Below are 15,986 nucleotides of genomic sequence, written 5' to 3'. Positions count from 1 at the left end.
TGAATTAAAAACTGCTTTTAATAAGGTGAACGCATCCTAATTTTACAAAAGAAGTAGTTTAGCAGGCCAGAATTATAATATAAGGGAGTTGCGTGTTTATGGTAGGAAATCTTGTAGTCTTGCTATTAGTCATTGGTATGATTTGGATCTTAATTAGACAATTTAAGCATACAGTACGTATTTTGGATAATAAAAGATCTTTAGCAGATAGGACATTCTTGTTTAATTCTTTATGCACGATTTCATTGGCAGGTTTTCTTGTTTCATACATCTTGAATTTTTTGATTTCCCTACAAAACATAGAAACAGCATTTCTTACAGCAAATAATACTGCCAATAGTTGTACATTATTTATCTTGGCTGCTGTAATATCAAAATCTCTTGCAATTACAGGTAATGCGAAACAAAATCATAAATTAAATCGTCGGTAAATCTAACTAATTTATCTGTCATCACTTACTTCCAGTTGAATTCTTTGAAAGCTTGTTTCGATCAGCAGCTGTTGGAGGTTCTTCTAACCATCCATTTCCAATCGTGAGATTCATTCCTTCGTTTGCATATTTCGCTATATCTGTTGTGAGAAGAGCAAATTGAACATGTAAATCATGGCGCATAATTTTAGAAACGGCTTCTCCATAGTTGATGATACCAATGCCGTTTGCAAGTGTAGCATGATACATCATTAACTTGTCTGAATAAGGCGGGGTTGTAGAATCAGTTACATGAGCATCCATAGAAGATGGAGCAGGCAAATCACCACTAATTAGAAACCTTCCTAATTGCTTAATTTGTGTATCTGCCACGTCAGCACCTTGTTTAAAATACCTTCGTAATTTATCAGATGATGCAACCTGGCTAAACCCTAGCATCATTGCTTTACCTAATATATTTGTATTAATATTCACTTGTAAGTGTTTAATTTCTAATCCAGTTAATGGACGAGTTTTCCCAGCTATCAATGAAATAAACGATTCTTTTTCAACAAAATCCACTTTTTTAGGATAAGGGATTTCAGGAGCAGAAATACTAACCCCTTTTAAAAGCAATAAATGTTTTCCCTTTTCAAATATAATAACCGTATCATTTAAACACATTTTAAAATAATCAATAATATCTTGCCTATGTGAAGTTGAAAGCGTGCTAGCATAAGTCATTAAAGCTGCTCTCGACATTTCTACAAGATAAAAAATCATAAAAATATCACTGAAAAGACGAGGTGCATCTTTTCTCATATCTTGTTCTCCAAACCCAACGGGAACAGGAATATTTTCTTTTTTGAAAATATCTTTCATTGAGTCTAGGTGTTTTCTTGATGTATATAATGCAAATTCAAGATACTCTTTAATTTCATTATCTTTTACAACCTGAAGATGATGTTCAAAGACACAAGCAAACAAAGAATCCCCTAGATAAGAAGCGAATAAATCGCCCAATTCTGATGCTACTAACTTTTGATTTTTTTGATGTTCATTTACCTGCTTCATTACTTCTGTTTCTTGATAAGCTGATGTGTTTATTTCCACCTCTTTAATCCTCCTAAGGTTTCACTTTAGGAGTAGTATTAGTAAATATATTAAAATTATTAGTATCACTAACATCGATGTGTTTGTTAATAAAAACAGATTGATTTGGGAAACATTTAGTTGAGGTAATTTTACATCTTCCGAAATAGGCTCGCCGGCTTATTTTAAAAACCCGAACATCTCGATTTTTTCTAGATAAAATTGAAAGTATTCATCGTTTATATCTTCTGACGCAGCTTTTAGCTGTATTTGAGCACCTTCAATCAAGGCATTCAGATAACGATTCAATTTTTCACTATTTCCTCTAACAATAAATCCTGAAATATATCCCATTAGTAAAGGTATGTATAGCAATATAAATAACAATGCATCCAAGCAACAGATTAACCGTCACTTAGATGCATGTAATCTAACCTTTTGTTCCCCCCGCAGTTAATCCTGATATTAAATATCTTTGTAAAAATAAGTATACAGTCGCTACTGGAACTGCTATTAAGATTGAACCCGCTGCAAATCTTGTAAAGTTATTCGCAAATTGATCATTTATAAAATTGAATAACCCGACTGCCAGTGTATAATTTTCCTGGCTTGATAGAACAATAGATGGCAATAAAAAGTCGAAAAGTGGCATCATAAAATTAAACAATGCTACAACAGCTAATATTGGTTTAGCTAGTGGCAATATGATACTCCAAAAAACTCTGAAATGTCCTGCACCATCAATGCGTGCAGCTTCATCAAGTTCACGTGGAATAGTATCAAAGTAACCTTTTACTAACCAAGCGTTAAAGGGAATTTGTCCACCAAGATAAACAAATATTAATCCAGTCAACGTATCTAGCATTCCTATTATATTTAGGAATATATACAGTGCAACCATAGCCATCATAACAGGAAACATTTGAAGCAATAAAAAGATATATAATGCATTCTTTTTACCTGCGAATTGAAATCGAGAAAAAGCATATGCAACTAATGATGTAATGATCACACTACCAGCAGCCACTGATACTGAGACGATTAAAGAGTTTTTATACCACATTAAATAATCACTGTTTATACTAAATAACCATTTATAATGCTCTAAAGAGAATTTTTCTGGGATAATAGACGACGAATATAAGCTACTTCCTTGATTAAATGACATACCAACAGTCCAGATTAAGGGATAAAAAATAATGACAGAAGTAATGATTATAACGAGATACATAATTAATACTTCTACTAGTGATTTCTTTTTTTGATTCACTACATTTCACCTTCTTCTTTAAACGATTTTGTTTGTCTAAATTGATAAAAAGCAAAGCCTGAAATAATTAATCCCATAATTAGTGAGATAACCGCAGCCATTGCGTAGTTATTCGTATCAAAAGTTAACTTATAAACCCAAGAAATTAATATATCTGTTCCACCAGCATTTTGACCTCTTACTGGAGGTCCACCTTCATTGAACAAGTAAATAATGTTAAAGTTATTAAAATTTTGAGCATATTGCATAATTAGTAATGGAGCAGTAGCAAACAAAACATGTGGCAAGGTTATGAATCGGAATTTCTGAAACCGCGAACCACCATCTACATCAGCTGCTTCATACCAATCTTTCGAAATACTTTGTAACACGCCAGTAAATAAAGCAAAAATAAACGGAAACCCTAACCATGTTTGAATTAAAATGATTGCCGTTCTTGCATAGAGAGGTTCAGTTAACCAAGGGATACCATCTCCACCGAAAAGCGGAATGATAATATCTCTATTAATTGCACCAAAATCATCATTAAACATGGCCGAAAAAATTAAAATAGTAACAAATGCAGGGACCGCCCAAGGTAGAATTAAAATCGTGCGAATCATTTTTTTGAATTTTATCCTAGAATCATTTACTATTAACGCTAAGATCATCCCTAAGGCAATTTGTAGTGTTGTTGCTATGATAGTCCATACAACTGTCCATGCTAAAACACTTATAAAAGTATCTTGCCAAATTGGAACTGTAACTAATTCTTTAAAGTTTTCAAAACCGACCCAATCTACTAGACTTCTTGGTGGTGAGTTATAAAGATTGTAATTTGTGAATGCTAAGAGAACAGAAAAAAGTAATGGGAAGATTACTACAATGATCATGAGTAACAACCCTGGAAGTGTCATTAAGTACGGAAAAGTATTATCATAGAAACCAATAATTGAAGCTTTAAATCCTTTAGGAACCCAACCATTTTTAATTTGTATCGCCTGTTTTCTCGCATCTATTACATTAAAAATGTAAAGTATTATCAAAATAATTGTCCCGATAAATGACAAAACACCAAATACTAGCAATCTTATCGAATGATCTTCTCCGGGAATAGTACCTAGAGTTCTTAATCCCCATAGTCCAAAATTAATGGCATTTATTAGAGTGCTTAGCAAGACCAATTCTAATAAAATAAAAATGATCCCTTTAATAAATCTACGATTGTAAAGCTGACCTAAACCTGCAAATACGATAGACAGTACAGTAGCTATGCTCGGATTATGTTTATTGGTCCTTTTATTTATCGATGCATTATCCATTTTGATTACTCCCCCTTCAATAATTTATCAAGAATGAGAGGGAAGGATATTCCTTCCCTTTTAAATAGTTGGTATTTTAACAGTCCGTGTGATCAATCAGACCGAAACGCTTCGTTTTACTCTGCACCACTAGCTTCAATGTTACTTTGGATTTGTTCTACGGCTTCATCTAGAACAGACGAAACATCCTCTCCTTCGGCTATGAATTGTAATGCATTATTCATGGGCTCCCATACTTGAGACATTTGCGGCGTGCTTGGCATTGGTACACCGTTAGCAATTTGATCACTAAATGATGCAAAAATCGGATCTTCAATTGATTCAAGTGCATTTGTATTCGTTGGTAATTCTCCAGCGATTTCAAAATAGTATGCTTGATTTTCTTGGTTAGTCATAAACAAAGCAAGATCAGTAGACCATTTAACATTCTCAGAATAGTAAGATACCATCCAGGCTTTCGTTCCTACTAATGTTTGGGCAGGTTGACCATTAATTTCAGGGAATGGTGCAAAAGCAAGACTCTCACCTAATGCCTCTTTATAACTAGTAATACTCCATGGACCATTAATCACAGCACCAACTTTACCTTCAGTGAACAATCCATCAATAACGTCGTTTGTAGTAGATACCGGTATCCTTCCATTCTCGAAAAATGATTGGAATAACTCTCCGCCTTTAATTGCTCCTTCATTATGAAGCCCAATATCTGTCGTATCATATTCCCCAGTTTCTCCACCAAAGAGATATGCACCATTTGTTTTGAAGAAAGGATAAGCAAAGTATAAGTCATTCGGCATCATAAGAAACCCAAATTGGTCTAGTGACGGGTCTGAATGTTCTTCTAATGCAACTAATAAGTCGTCAATGGTTTGTGGTTCATCAATAATATCTTTGTTATAGAAAATTCCATACGTTTCCATTACTGATGGAATACCATATATCTCGTTTGTACCATTAAATTCATATTGAACCGATTCAATAGAAGCAGTACTATAATTTTTTAAAGTTTCCTCCGTTATCTCTAACGGTTGAGATAGTCCTTGAGCTACAATGTCCCCGGTTCTATCATGAGGTTGAAAAAACAAATCAGGTCCGCGTCCTTCAGGTCCAGCTAAAGCTAATTCATCCAACTGCTCTAACATTGATTTCGCAACGACATTAATTTTAATACCTTCCTCTTTCTCATAATCTGAGGCGATTTTTTCTATTGCTTCTAATTGTTCTTCTTCATCATTGGCCCAGACGGTTAATTCTTCAGGTTTATTCGCTTCTTCGTCATTTGTATTTCCTGAATTAGCATCCCCGTTAGTCGTGTCTTCTCTTTCAGGAGAACATGCCCCTAATGTAATCACTGCAATTAATAAAGTGATCAAAAGAATAAAAATATTTTTATTTCTCATAATAACCGCTCCTTTTTATTTTTTGTGCAATCGATTGCTTATTTTTGTATATTTACCGAACAATAAACCACCCTCCTTCCTAAAAACAAAAAGACAACCCCGACTTTTTTAAAAAGTCGGGGTTGTCTGCAATAGCCGCAAAATCAGCGCCCTCAATTTGTAAATTAAATGAAAACTAGGTTGTGACCTCATTCTATAAAATAACTTTAAAATATGCAAGCGTTTTCTTGAATAAAGTTTTTAAATATTTTATTTTATAGTTTGATTGCAAAAATAATGAAAATTACAATACTAATTTATTCAATTAAGCTTAAAATATTTATTGACATTGCAATTTGATCTTGTAATAATAAATCTAACAACCTTGATATAACTTAATATACAAACTAAGGGCGCTGATTTTGTAATTAAAACAAACAACCCCGACTTTAAAAAAGTCGGGGTTGTTTGTTTTTTTTTAGAAAGGAGGATCGTTTATTGTTTGCTGTATACCAAAAATAGGAAGGATGTGTACAATATGTTTAATAAATTTTGTCCGATAGTGAAATCGGTTGCGTTTATCTGTGTCGTATTGGGGATCTTTTTAAATTTATCTGATGGTGTATATGCTTCTAGTGAGCTAAATAGAGTGAATTACGCAAAAGATACAATTTATCAAATTGTTACAGATCGATTTTATGACGGTGATTCTTCTAATAACCCTGATGGTGATTTGTATAGTGAAACAGACTTGCATAAATATATGGGAGGAGATTGGAAAGGAATAACAGACAAAATAGATGACAATTACTTTACTGATCTAGGCATTACTGCAATTTGGATTTCTCAACCCGTTGAAAATGTATATGATATTCATCCTGAAGGGTATACCTCCTATCATGGCTATTGGGCTAGGGATTATAAAAAAAACAATCCGTTCTATGGAAGTTTTAATGACTTTGATGCATTAATTTCCACGGCACATAGTCATGGTATTAAAATAATCATGGATTTCACACCAAATCACTCTTCACCAGCTTTAGCGACGGATAGTGATTATGTTGAAAACGGGGCCATTTATGACAACGGAACATTACTTGGTAATTACTCTAATGATTTAGATTTATTTCATCATAATGGTGGTACAGATTTCTCATCTTATGAAGATGGTATATATAGAAATCTATATGATTTAGCGGATTATAATTTACAAAATCAAACAATAGACCAATACCTTAAACAATCAATAGAATTGTGGTTAGACAAAGGTATTGACGGAATAAGAGTTGATGCGGTAAAACATATGTCGCAGGGCTGGCAAGAATCTCTTATGAATCATATTTATTCTTATCAGCCTATTTTCACTTTTGGTGAGTGGTTTTTAGGTGAAAATGAGGTGGATACTAAAAATCATTATTTTGCAAATGAAAGTGGTATGAGTTTATTAGATTTTCAATTTGGACAGCAAATTAGAGAAGTACTTAAATCTAAAGAAGACAATTGGGTCGACTTTCATGCGATGATTGAAGATACATCCAATAGCTACAAAGAAGTAAATGATCAAGTAACATTCATTGATAATCATGATATGAGTAGATTTTATGATGAAGCTGATGCAAAGACAAACACAGATATTGCTTTAGCTGTCTTGCTTACTTCTAGAGGTGTTCCAACAATTTATTATGGCACAGAACAATATTTGACAGGTGAAACTGATCCAGACAATAGAAAGCAAATGCCTGGTTTTGATCGAACAACAACATCTTATAAACTTATTAGCAAGTTGGCACATTTACGGCAATTGAATCCAGCTTTAGGTTATGGAACAACAACAGAACGTTGGACTAACGAAGATGTGTATGTATTTGAAAGGAAGTTTGGAAACAATGTTGTTATTACAGCTGTAAATAGTAGTGATCAAAGTTACACAATCAATAATCTTCAGACTTCGTTATCGGAAGGAACACATCCAGATGTATTAGAAGGTTTATTGAAGGGTGATTCGCTTCATGTAGACCAAAAAGGGCAAGCCGCCACTTTTGAGTTACAAGCAAATGAAGTAGCTGTATGGGAAGTAACTGAACCAGCAAATACGCCTACCGTTGGTCATGTTGGCCCAATGGTTGGACAGGCTGGAAATGAAATCACTATAAGTGGTGAAGCATTCGGTGAAGAAAAAGGTACTGTTCTGTTTGGTAGTCATCAAGCTACAATTGTATCTTGGGATAATTCAGAAATAGTAGTAAACGTACCTGATATACAAGGTGATTTCTATACTATTGAAATAGTAACAAATGATAATAAAGAAAGTAACGCTTACGCAGACTTTGAGGTCTTAACAGGTAAATTAATACCAGTTCGGTTTATAGTGGAAGAAGCAACAACTGATTATGGTAATGCTATTTATCTTGTTGGAAATACCCAAGAACTTGGAAACTGGGATGTTGAAAAAGCTATTGGACCATTCTTCAATCAAATAATGAAAGAATATCCAACTTGGTACTATGACATAAGTGTTCCCTCGAATTATACACTTGAATATAAATTTATCAAGAAAGATTCTAGTGGAAATATAGTTTGGGAAGGCGGTACTAACCGTTCATATGTCACTCCGACTGAAGGGACAGATTCCATAACTTCAACATGGATAAATTAAATTACAATTGAGAGGCAATGTTTTAATAACTAAACAACCCCATTAATACATAGCTATTAATGGGGTTGTTTAATTAGAAAAGGAGAATGCAAATTGTTGCTAGAAGCGATTAAACATAGAAGCGTTAATCCATATGTTTACGGTAAAAATGAAAATGAAATTAGTATTATGCTAGAAACAAGTAGAGATGATATGAAGTCTGTGGAATTGCTATTTGGTGACCCTTATGACTTTGTAAAAGATAAATGGCAATATAACACAAAGCAGTTGATTAAAACTGGAGAATCAAAATTAAAGGACTATTGGAAACTAACAATTCCACCAAAATACCGTAGACTTCGGTATGGCTTTCGTTGCATAGATCAAGATAACCAAGAAGTAATTGTTACGGAAAAAGACTATCACTATGAAATACCAGATGATATACAAAGCTATTTCTGCTTTCCCTACCTACACAAAACAGATATATTTCAAGCTCCAGAGTGGGTGAAGGACACTGTTTGGTATCAAATTTTTCCTGAGCGATTTGCGAATGGAGATTCAGCCACGAATCCTGATAAAGTCTTACCATGGGGTTCAACAATTCCAAAACAAGATAATTTCTTTGGTGGAGATTTTCAAGGGATTATTAATCACCTAGATTATCTGCAAAAACTCGGAATTACAGGGCTATATCTATGTCCAATATTTAAAGCACATTCCAATCATAAATATGACACGATTGATTACATGGAGATTGACCCACAATTTGGTGATAAAGAGACTTTTCGAGAGCTCGTAAAACAATGTCACAAACGAGGCATTCGTGTAATGCTTGATGCGGTATTCAATCATAGTGGCTATTATTTTAAACCCTTTCAAGATGTTCTAGAAAAAGGTGAAAAATCACAATATAAAGATTGGTTTCATATTTGGAACTTTCCAGTACAAACAGAACCATTACCTAACTATGATGCATTTGGTTTTGTAGCAAACATGCCAAAGCTAAATACGGAAAATCCTGAAGTAAAGAACTATTTACTGAAGGTTGCACGGTATTGGATTGAAGAATTTGATATTGATGGCTGGCGTTTAGATGTGGCGAATGAAATTGATCATGACTTCTGGCGAGATTTTCGGAGAGCGGTTAAATCTGTAAAATCAGATACCTATATACTGGGTGAAGTTTGGCATGACTCAATGCCTTGGCTACAGGGTGATCAATTTGATGCAGTAATGAACTACCCATTTACAACGAGTGTGATTGATTTTTTTGCTAAAGACGAGATAAGCACTTCGCAATTCGCCAATCAAATTACTGATTTACTGCACATGTACCCAGATACTGTAAATGAAACCGCCTTTAACTTGTTAGACAGTCATGACACAGCACGCATTCTAACGTTGGCAAATGAAGAAAAAGAACGCATTCGTTTATTATATGTTTTTCACTTCTCTTTTATCGGTACACCGTGTATCTATTACGGCGATGAGATCGGAATGAGTGGTGGTGAAGAGCCAAGTAGCAGGGCTTGCATGGAATGGGACGAATCCAAACAAGACCAAGAACTATTTCAGTTTATCCAGCAGTTAATAAAAATGCGCAATGAGATAACAGCTTTTGGTAACCAAAGCACCTTTCGATTTTTACAAATAGATGATCAAGAGAAAGTAATTGTTTATGAAAAGCAAAAAAATCATCAAAAAGTTCTTTTTGTTTTAAACAATGATAAAAAAGCTAAAACGATAGCTGTAGAAACATTAAATGGGAAAGACGTTAAAGAATGCTTTTCTGGAAAACAAACGACTTTTGATGCAAAAGCAACAGTTAAGCTTGCACCGTTTGGTTTTGCTTGTTTTCAATTACGTTAAGTATTTGCAACTTATCTAGTAACTCTAATTCTTTGGAATTGTCAGCAGTATAAGTCCTGTTTACATTCCTGCTCCAAAATAATACAATTGTAAAAAGGGGGCAGTGATATTTACGTCGTCTAAATAGAGATTAAATTTTATCCGATTCCTTTGACTATGATCTATTAAACATAGTGCTGTGACCACCTGCATCATTTAGTAAATCTATAAAAACAGAGCAAATGGCCGACACTTGCTCTGTTTCACTTATTAATTACATACGGAACCGTTTCTTTTTTTCTATAAGTCATGCAATGAAACAAGGCATTCATCTGTGGGATGGTTAAACGTAACTTTAACAACTTCATACCCATTATGAAATCCTGGATGGAAGCCGGGATCATTTTTGACGTCTCCTTGTACAGGACGAATAGTAGATTCAACTGTTTTTATTAACACTTCGATGGTATTTTATTCCTTTTAAGGTTCAACAACTGGTCGTTTCGGAAATACGCAACTATTAATTTAACCTTTAGTTGGTATAAAAATGCATGAAAAAGCCCAATTATTAAATGTTCATCTATATAATCAGTATCAAATATATGTACCACAATGCTACGTTCACCAACGTCTATGTTCCAATCAGCTATTAACCTTTCTCCTACAAACATCTTTGCTGGTTCTGGTGTTAGACTCAAAGCTCTCTTTAATGATTCTTTTTTGATAATTATATAGTCCTCATCTTTGTACTGAAAATTTAACGTTTTTGAAACAAAACGGACATTCTTAGCATTCTTCATAAGAATTTCACACTTACTGTTGTCACCGTCAAAATATGTTATAGCAATCTGACCTTTAAAGGTTCTAGGTTTTGCAAGTAACCGAGTATTTCCAAATTGATCCTTTAGCTCATGTTTTAGAAAAATCGGCACCCCACCTACAAGCTCATCAATAAATTTCTTGCGTATATTATCAAAATAACCTTGAATAACACCAATTTGCTTGTTTCCCTGATAAACTTTTAAGGGTTTTGTTGTGAGACCACTTACATTAGTCTTATAGTAATATTCCATAAACTATCAAATCACCTTTTGTTGTTGATAATCTTTTATACGTACTAAATGGTTAAATGGTTTCAACTGAGCAATTATTGTAAAATCTAAACTTTTAACCTGTGGTGTACTTACAATAGAAAGAAGTATAAACATATGAACTCTATATGTCTAGAATTTTAATAACTGAAATACTAGATGATCTAATTCAACTGGAATTCTAACGTTTTAAAAAAAGAAGTAGGTTTATGATAATTAGCAATTGACCGAATGTAGAATTTCCTTGTTTGTTGAACAGTATGGTTGTACTGCGCAATAACTGGATAGTATTTTTCTCTTTCAAATACTTAACAAAACAATTCATTTCCCTACCGCAAACCTACAAGGACAGATAAATTACGATATTTCGAAATTGACTTCCGTTAACCGTTTTTTAAATACATTCCAACAATTATACTCCTAAATTAAGTTTGACTATTCATTTTCCTACTAATAAGTTTCTTCTTCTCTTATTACTGCAATAGGATCAAATACACGATGATCAAACTTAGATAATGTTTGATTATCTTTTACTTTTTTTGGCCAATCAGGGTTGGCTAGTGCACTAGTTCCTATTGCAACAAAATCCGTTTCTCCATTACCAATCATTTTTTCTGCTGTTTCTGGTTCTCCTAACTGTCCATTTGCAATTACAGGTAGATTTCCGTATTTTTTTGCAAGGCTAGCAAGGGTATGACTATACTCTCGAAACGCTGGCTTATCTGCTTGAAACTCTGTTGTGTGTATATAATCTGGGTTAGCTGAGGCTAGCTTCTCAAAAATTATTTTTGCTTCATCCTCTTTTCCTCTCCACTTATGATTAAAATCATTTACTTTACCTTGAGAGACACGGATACCCACAACAAAATTGTTACCCACTTTATTTCGAATAGCTTTTAACACCAAAACACTTAGCCGAACACGATTTTCAGGTGTCCCGCCAAATTCGTCTTCACGAAGATTTGTATAGTCCGTATGAAATTGATCTAATAAATATCCATTGGCACCATGGACTTCAATACCATCAAAACCAATATTTTTGGCTCTTAATGCAGCATTGGCAAAACTCTCAATAACTGTCTCAATTTCCTTTTTACTTATTTCCTTTGGTAGTAAATATTCGCCACTTCCCCCATGGGCTTTAAGTTTTTCCCCTTTTGGCTTAACGATAGAGGGAGCTATTGAATAGTCCGTATAGCGATTGTATTGAACAATCGCTCCTGCGTGTTGAATTTGTAAAAAGATTTTCCCTCCTTCTTTATGAACAGCCTCTACCACTGGTTTCCAAGCACCAGCTTGCTCTTCAGTTGCTATTCCAGGTTGATTTTCATACGCTTGCCCATGTGTCAAATCAGGATAAGTGCCTTCTGTAATTATTAAAGAAAATCCACCTCTAGCAAAACGCGAATAATATTGTGCCATTCTTTCATTAGCTAATCCGTTCGGTTGCGCACTTGTTCGAGTCATTGGAGATACTACCGATCTATTTGATAGCTCCAATGCACCAATCTTAAATTCGGAAAATAATTTAGTATACTTTGACATAATCAAAACACTCCTGTTTTTTTATTTGTTTGCAATTAAAAGTTTACATTGGGATTGGTATTTAGTAAAATGATCAAAAATGATATATCCATCAATAAAAGTGATGAGGAGGATCTTATGGAGTTAACTGATTTTAAAATTTTCCTAACTGTAGCTGATGAGGAGAATTTTTCTAAGGGAGCAGACAAACTAGGCTATGTACAGTCTAATATCACCAATCGAATTAAGAAACTGGAATCTGAACTAGAAGTTACGCTATTTAATAGACACCCTAAAGGCGTTAGTTTAACTGAAAGAGGCTTGATTTTTTATGAACATGCAGCTTCCATAAATAAACGGGTTGAAGAAGCAATTTCTGCTGTTCGAGAAGCAGAAAACTTCGGGGGGAAGTTAGCTATTGGAGTTGTGGAAACTCTTGCCTCAAATAAATTTATGAATATACTTTCTGATTTTCAAAAACAGCATTCTAATGTATCGATTTCGTTAATAACAGGAACATCACCAAAATTATTAGAGATGATCCAGAAATACAAGCTTGATGCTGCATTTATAACAGGCCAAACAAAAACTAATACATTTGAAATTGAATATACAATTCAAGATGTAGTTAGTCTAATTACTAAAAAAGGAGTTAAAGCTGAACAGACACCAAAGACTTGGGCTGTATTTCCAGAAGGATGTCCATTTAGAAAAGTTTTAGAAGAATGGTTAGATAGTAGCGGGGAAAAACCAACTAACTTTATCGAAGTTAGTACCTTAGACACTTTGTTAAATTGTGTGAAGTCGGGGTTGGCTTCAGCAGTTCTTCCTGTATCAGTAATTAATAAAAATCAAGAATTAGAATACAGTTCGACTCCACTACCCAAAAAGTACCGCTACATGGAAACACAACTTGTTAGACATAAAGATTTGATGACTAATAATGCCTTATCCTCTTTTATTCAAAAGATTAATGAAAATAGTCTGTAGTTTCTATGAATTATCAATCAATAACAAAACATATTAAAAAAACCTAATATGTTTTGTTATTCACCATTATTTTTATACCATTTTAATCCTAATATACTGAACAACGTTCTTGCTTGATTGCCTATAGGTTTTTACTATAAAAAACTTTCTGCATTATACTACCCAACTAGAAATAAGCCATGCTAAACTCCATATACTATAGTGAACACTAAGTGATGAAACCCTACAACCCGTCTTTTTTTATATAAGGAACAATTGGTTTATTTTCTATTGGGGTTGATAAAACTACTAAAGTGGTTGAGTCTCCATGACGCCCTAAATCATTTATTTTCAGCTCTAGATCCTCTAGTTTTTCTGCTACAACTTTCACCAAAAAGTTATACTGACCACTAATACGATTGATTTCTAACACATCTTCTAACGTTTCACAATATGCAACAAAAGCATTACAATTACTAGCTTGAAACAATAAAAAGGCAGTAATCGATTTATTTATCTTCTTTCGATTAATAATTGCTTGATATCCATCAATTATCCCTCTCTCTTCTAGTCTTTTGACCCGTTCTGTAACCGCAGGCTGAGATAATGAAACCTGTTTCCCCAATTTTGTCATCGAGGTTTTGCCATCTTGCTGTAATACCATAATTATTTGGTGGTCTATTTCGTCCATCTAAACCCCTCCTTATATTTTATAAAAAAATATCTTAATATTCAAATATGTTATAAGTATTTTACTGTTATTTCAAATGAAAATCTATTTATTAAACCTTACTTATCCAATAAACTTAACCTAAGAATAATGGAAGCGAGGGATTACGATGGAATTATTGAAACCTATCCAAATTGGAAACTTGTCTTTACAATCTAAAGTAGTAATGGCCCCAATGACAAGGGGATTTGCTAATGATTCAGGTATTATCCATCCAGACACAATTAATTATTATAAAAAAAGGGCGCTTAATGGTGTTGGAATGATCATTACAGAAGGAATTGCGATTAGTCCAGAAGCTAAGGGGACTGTTGGGATACCCGGATTATATACTAAACACCAAGCTGAAGCATGGAGGGATGTAACAAAGGAAGTACACAAGGCAGGCGGTATAATTATTGCACAGCTTTGGCATGTAGGACGATTAAGCCACTCTTACTTTACTGGAGGAATACAGCCAATTGCACCCTCAGCAATTCAAGCAAATGGGCTAACACATAAAGTCAATATACCCTATGAAATGCCTAAGCCCATGACAAAAGCTGATATTCAAAAAGTAATAAATGATTTTGCAATAGCTGCCCAAAATGCCATCAACGCTGGATTTGATGGTGTTGAGATTCATGCAGCACATGGTTATTTAATAGACCAATTTCATTCATTTTGGACAAATTTCAGAAAAGACCAGTATGGAAAAAACAAATTTTTATTTTTAGAACAAATTTTGCATGCTGTAGGTTCAACGATAGGAATGGAGAAAGTAATCGCCCGTTTTTCTGAACATAAAGATGATTTACCTTTATTTGTTTGGGAAAATCCTGAAGAGAAAATGAAAGAAATAATGGAGGTATTTTACAATACTAGAGTTCAAATAATTCATCCATCTGCCCAACAGTACACAAAGCCGTTAACAAACCATTTTTCAACACTTCATGCATTGGTAAGAAAGTATTGGGATAAGACAGCAATTGGTGTTGGCGAATTGACACCTGAAATTGCAGAAGAAGCTATTGGTAGGAAAGAAATTCAATTAGCAGCATTTGGGCGCTCTCTTCTTGCAAATCCTGATTTAGTTCAACGAATAGAATACTCAAAACCATTAAAAACATATGAACCAAAGTCACATTTATTACACTTAATTTAAAATAATATTTACTATCATATAAACCGACTATAACAAAATAACAATACTGTAGGCTGTTTATATGTTAAATTGTGTGAAGTCAGGGTTAGCATCAACAGTTCTTCCTGTGTCAGTAATTAATAAAGCCCAAGAAATGGAGTACAACTCAATCCTCTGCCAGAAGAATATCGACTTATGGAAACACATCTTGTGAGACGCAAAGATTTAACAACTAATAAGGTTTTATCATCCTTTATTCAAAAAATAATAAGAATGAACTATAAATAAGTATCCGTCCAACTCTTTTGAATATAATACTCTGATAGAACAGTAAATAATTTATTCTTGGTATTTTCCACTTCGATGTTAGGGTACAATGCTTTTAAAGCAGCTACTAAATCTGATAGTATTTGCTCTCCAAGATTCATAATAATCAACTCTCATTAGACTTAATTAATAGTCTAAGGGTTACCTATACAAACACAAAAAATACTTTACAAGAATAAGGTAGGGGCTTATCTTCTTTGAACTTTTATTATTTTGCAGAGAAAGACGATTATGCTATGCATAACCGTCTCTTAATATTTGTGTATGTCAGTATGGTTGTACTG

At 33.8% G+C, this 15,986-nt stretch carries 15 protein-coding genes; 5 read left to right on the top strand and 10 right to left on the bottom strand.

What is annotated here, in order from left to right; genetic code table 11:
• The first annotated feature begins 98 nt into the window (after window positions 1-98).
• Window positions 99-431: a hypothetical protein gene (locus DM447_RS06090; protein WP_112180370.1), complete on the top strand. Its 333-nt coding sequence runs from the start codon at window positions 99-101 to the stop codon at window positions 429-431.
• Between the two features lie 21 nt (window positions 432-452).
• Here DM447_RS06090 and DM447_RS06085 read toward each other — a convergent pair whose 3' ends face one another.
• From DM447_RS06085 to DM447_RS06065, 5 genes are all read right to left on the bottom strand, one after another.
• Window positions 453-1,523, bottom strand: coding sequence for a DUF3231 family protein (locus tag DM447_RS06085; RefSeq protein WP_232824172.1), 1,071 nt, complete (start codon window positions 1,521-1,523; stop codon window positions 453-455).
• Window positions 1,524-1,682: 159 nt separating this feature from the next.
• A complete protein-coding gene (locus DM447_RS06080; RefSeq protein WP_162632597.1) occupies window positions 1,683-1,856 on the bottom strand; it encodes a hypothetical protein in 174 nt (57 codons plus the stop codon).
• 76 nt (window positions 1,857-1,932) lie between these two features.
• Entirely contained in the window at window positions 1,933-2,772 is an 840-nt protein-coding gene (locus tag DM447_RS06075) for a sugar ABC transporter permease (protein ID WP_112180368.1), read from the bottom strand.
• Window positions 2,772-4,073, bottom strand: coding sequence for a sugar ABC transporter permease (locus DM447_RS06070; protein ID WP_198663150.1), 1,302 nt, complete (start codon window positions 4,071-4,073; stop codon window positions 2,772-2,774). The genes DM447_RS06075 and DM447_RS06070 overlap by 1 nt, the downstream gene beginning before the upstream one ends.
• Before the next feature lie 116 nt (window positions 4,074-4,189).
• Complete coding sequence (locus DM447_RS06065; protein ID WP_112180367.1) at window positions 4,190-5,473, bottom strand: sugar ABC transporter substrate-binding protein; 1,284 nt, start codon at window positions 5,471-5,473, stop codon at window positions 4,190-4,192.
• A 517-nt stretch (window positions 5,474-5,990) separates the two neighbouring features.
• Between DM447_RS06065 and DM447_RS06060 the strand changes: the two genes are divergently transcribed.
• Together DM447_RS06060 and DM447_RS06055 are read left to right on the top strand one after the other, a co-directional pair.
• Window positions 5,991-8,108 carry an alpha-amylase family glycosyl hydrolase gene (locus DM447_RS06060; RefSeq protein ID WP_112180366.1) on the top strand — a complete coding sequence of 706 codons (2,118 nt, stop codon included), beginning with the start codon at window positions 5,991-5,993 and terminating at the stop codon, window positions 8,106-8,108.
• A gap of 93 nt (window positions 8,109-8,201) precedes the next feature.
• Window positions 8,202-9,959, top strand: coding sequence for an alpha-glycosidase (locus tag DM447_RS06055; RefSeq protein ID WP_112180365.1), 1,758 nt, complete (start codon window positions 8,202-8,204; stop codon window positions 9,957-9,959).
• 279 nt (window positions 9,960-10,238) lie between these two features.
• On the opposite strand, the gene DM447_RS18295 is transcribed toward DM447_RS06055, so the two are convergent.
• From DM447_RS18295 to DM447_RS06045, 3 genes are all read right to left on the bottom strand, one after another.
• Window positions 10,239-10,397 (bottom strand): hypothetical protein, encoded by a 159-nt coding sequence (locus DM447_RS18295; RefSeq protein ID WP_162632595.1) that lies wholly within the window; start codon window positions 10,395-10,397, stop codon window positions 10,239-10,241.
• Entirely contained in the window at window positions 10,391-11,011 is a 621-nt protein-coding gene (locus DM447_RS06050) for a tubby C-terminal domain-like protein (RefSeq protein WP_112180364.1), read from the bottom strand. Before DM447_RS06050 ends, DM447_RS18295 begins: the two co-directional genes overlap by 7 nt.
• Before the next feature lie 468 nt (window positions 11,012-11,479).
• Complete coding sequence (locus DM447_RS06045; protein WP_112180363.1) at window positions 11,480-12,574, bottom strand: oxidoreductase; 1,095 nt, start codon at window positions 12,572-12,574, stop codon at window positions 11,480-11,482.
• Between the two features lie 117 nt (window positions 12,575-12,691).
• On the opposite strand from DM447_RS06045, the gene DM447_RS06040 reads away from it, so the two are divergent.
• Window positions 12,692-13,543, top strand: coding sequence for a LysR family transcriptional regulator (locus DM447_RS06040; RefSeq protein ID WP_162632593.1), 852 nt, complete (start codon window positions 12,692-12,694; stop codon window positions 13,541-13,543).
• A gap of 223 nt (window positions 13,544-13,766) precedes the next feature.
• Here DM447_RS06040 and DM447_RS06035 read toward each other — a convergent pair whose 3' ends face one another.
• Window positions 13,767-14,213: an Lrp/AsnC family transcriptional regulator gene (locus DM447_RS06035; protein ID WP_112180361.1), complete on the bottom strand. Its 447-nt coding sequence runs from the start codon at window positions 14,211-14,213 to the stop codon at window positions 13,767-13,769.
• A gap of 148 nt (window positions 14,214-14,361) precedes the next feature.
• On the opposite strand from DM447_RS06035, the gene DM447_RS06030 reads away from it, so the two are divergent.
• Window positions 14,362-15,396, top strand: a complete 1,035-nt coding sequence (locus tag DM447_RS06030; RefSeq protein WP_112180360.1) for an oxidoreductase — start codon at window positions 14,362-14,364, stop codon at window positions 15,394-15,396.
• A 257-nt stretch (window positions 15,397-15,653) separates the two neighbouring features.
• Here the strand turns inward: DM447_RS06030 and DM447_RS18290 are convergent, their stop codons facing one another.
• Window positions 15,654-15,803, bottom strand: a complete 150-nt coding sequence (locus tag DM447_RS18290) for a hypothetical protein (RefSeq protein ID WP_162632592.1) — start codon at window positions 15,801-15,803, stop codon at window positions 15,654-15,656.
• Window positions 15,804-15,986 lie beyond the last annotated feature (183 nt).

It is taken from the genome of Paraliobacillus zengyii (assembly GCF_003268595.1).
Lineage (GTDB): Bacteria > Bacillota > Bacilli > Bacillales > Amphibacillaceae > Paraliobacillus_A > Paraliobacillus_A zengyii.
This window is presented reverse-complemented; position numbering and strand designations above follow the sequence as displayed.

What these genes read in the sequence shown, in the direction of transcription:
- DM447_RS06030 (WP_112180360.1), top strand. Translation starts at nt 14,362, where the DNA reads ATGGAATTATTGAAACCTATCCAAATTGGAAACTTGTCTTTACAATCT.
- DM447_RS06065 (WP_112180367.1), bottom strand. Translation starts at nt 5,473, where the DNA reads ATGAGAAATAAAAATATTTTTATTCTTTTGATCACTTTATTAATTGCA.
- DM447_RS18290 (WP_162632592.1), bottom strand. Translation starts at nt 15,803, where the DNA reads ATGAATCTTGGAGAGCAAATACTATCAGATTTAGTAGCTGCTTTAAAA.
- DM447_RS06080 (WP_162632597.1), bottom strand. Translation starts at nt 1,856, where the DNA reads ATGGGATATATTTCAGGATTTATTGTTAGAGGAAATAGTGAAAAATTG.
- DM447_RS06050 (WP_112180364.1), bottom strand. Translation starts at nt 11,011, where the DNA reads ATGGAATATTACTATAAGACTAATGTAAGTGGTCTCACAACAAAACCC.
- DM447_RS06060 (WP_112180366.1), top strand. Translation starts at nt 5,991, where the DNA reads ATGTTTAATAAATTTTGTCCGATAGTGAAATCGGTTGCGTTTATCTGT.
- DM447_RS06070 (WP_198663150.1), bottom strand. Translation starts at nt 4,073, where the DNA reads ATGGATAATGCATCGATAAATAAAAGGACCAATAAACATAATCCGAGC.
- DM447_RS06045 (WP_112180363.1), bottom strand. Translation starts at nt 12,574, where the DNA reads ATGTCAAAGTATACTAAATTATTTTCCGAATTTAAGATTGGTGCATTG.
- DM447_RS06090 (WP_112180370.1), top strand. Translation starts at nt 99, where the DNA reads ATGGTAGGAAATCTTGTAGTCTTGCTATTAGTCATTGGTATGATTTGG.
- DM447_RS06040 (WP_162632593.1), top strand. Translation starts at nt 12,692, where the DNA reads ATGGAGTTAACTGATTTTAAAATTTTCCTAACTGTAGCTGATGAGGAG.
- DM447_RS06035 (WP_112180361.1), bottom strand. Translation starts at nt 14,213, where the DNA reads ATGGACGAAATAGACCACCAAATAATTATGGTATTACAGCAAGATGGC.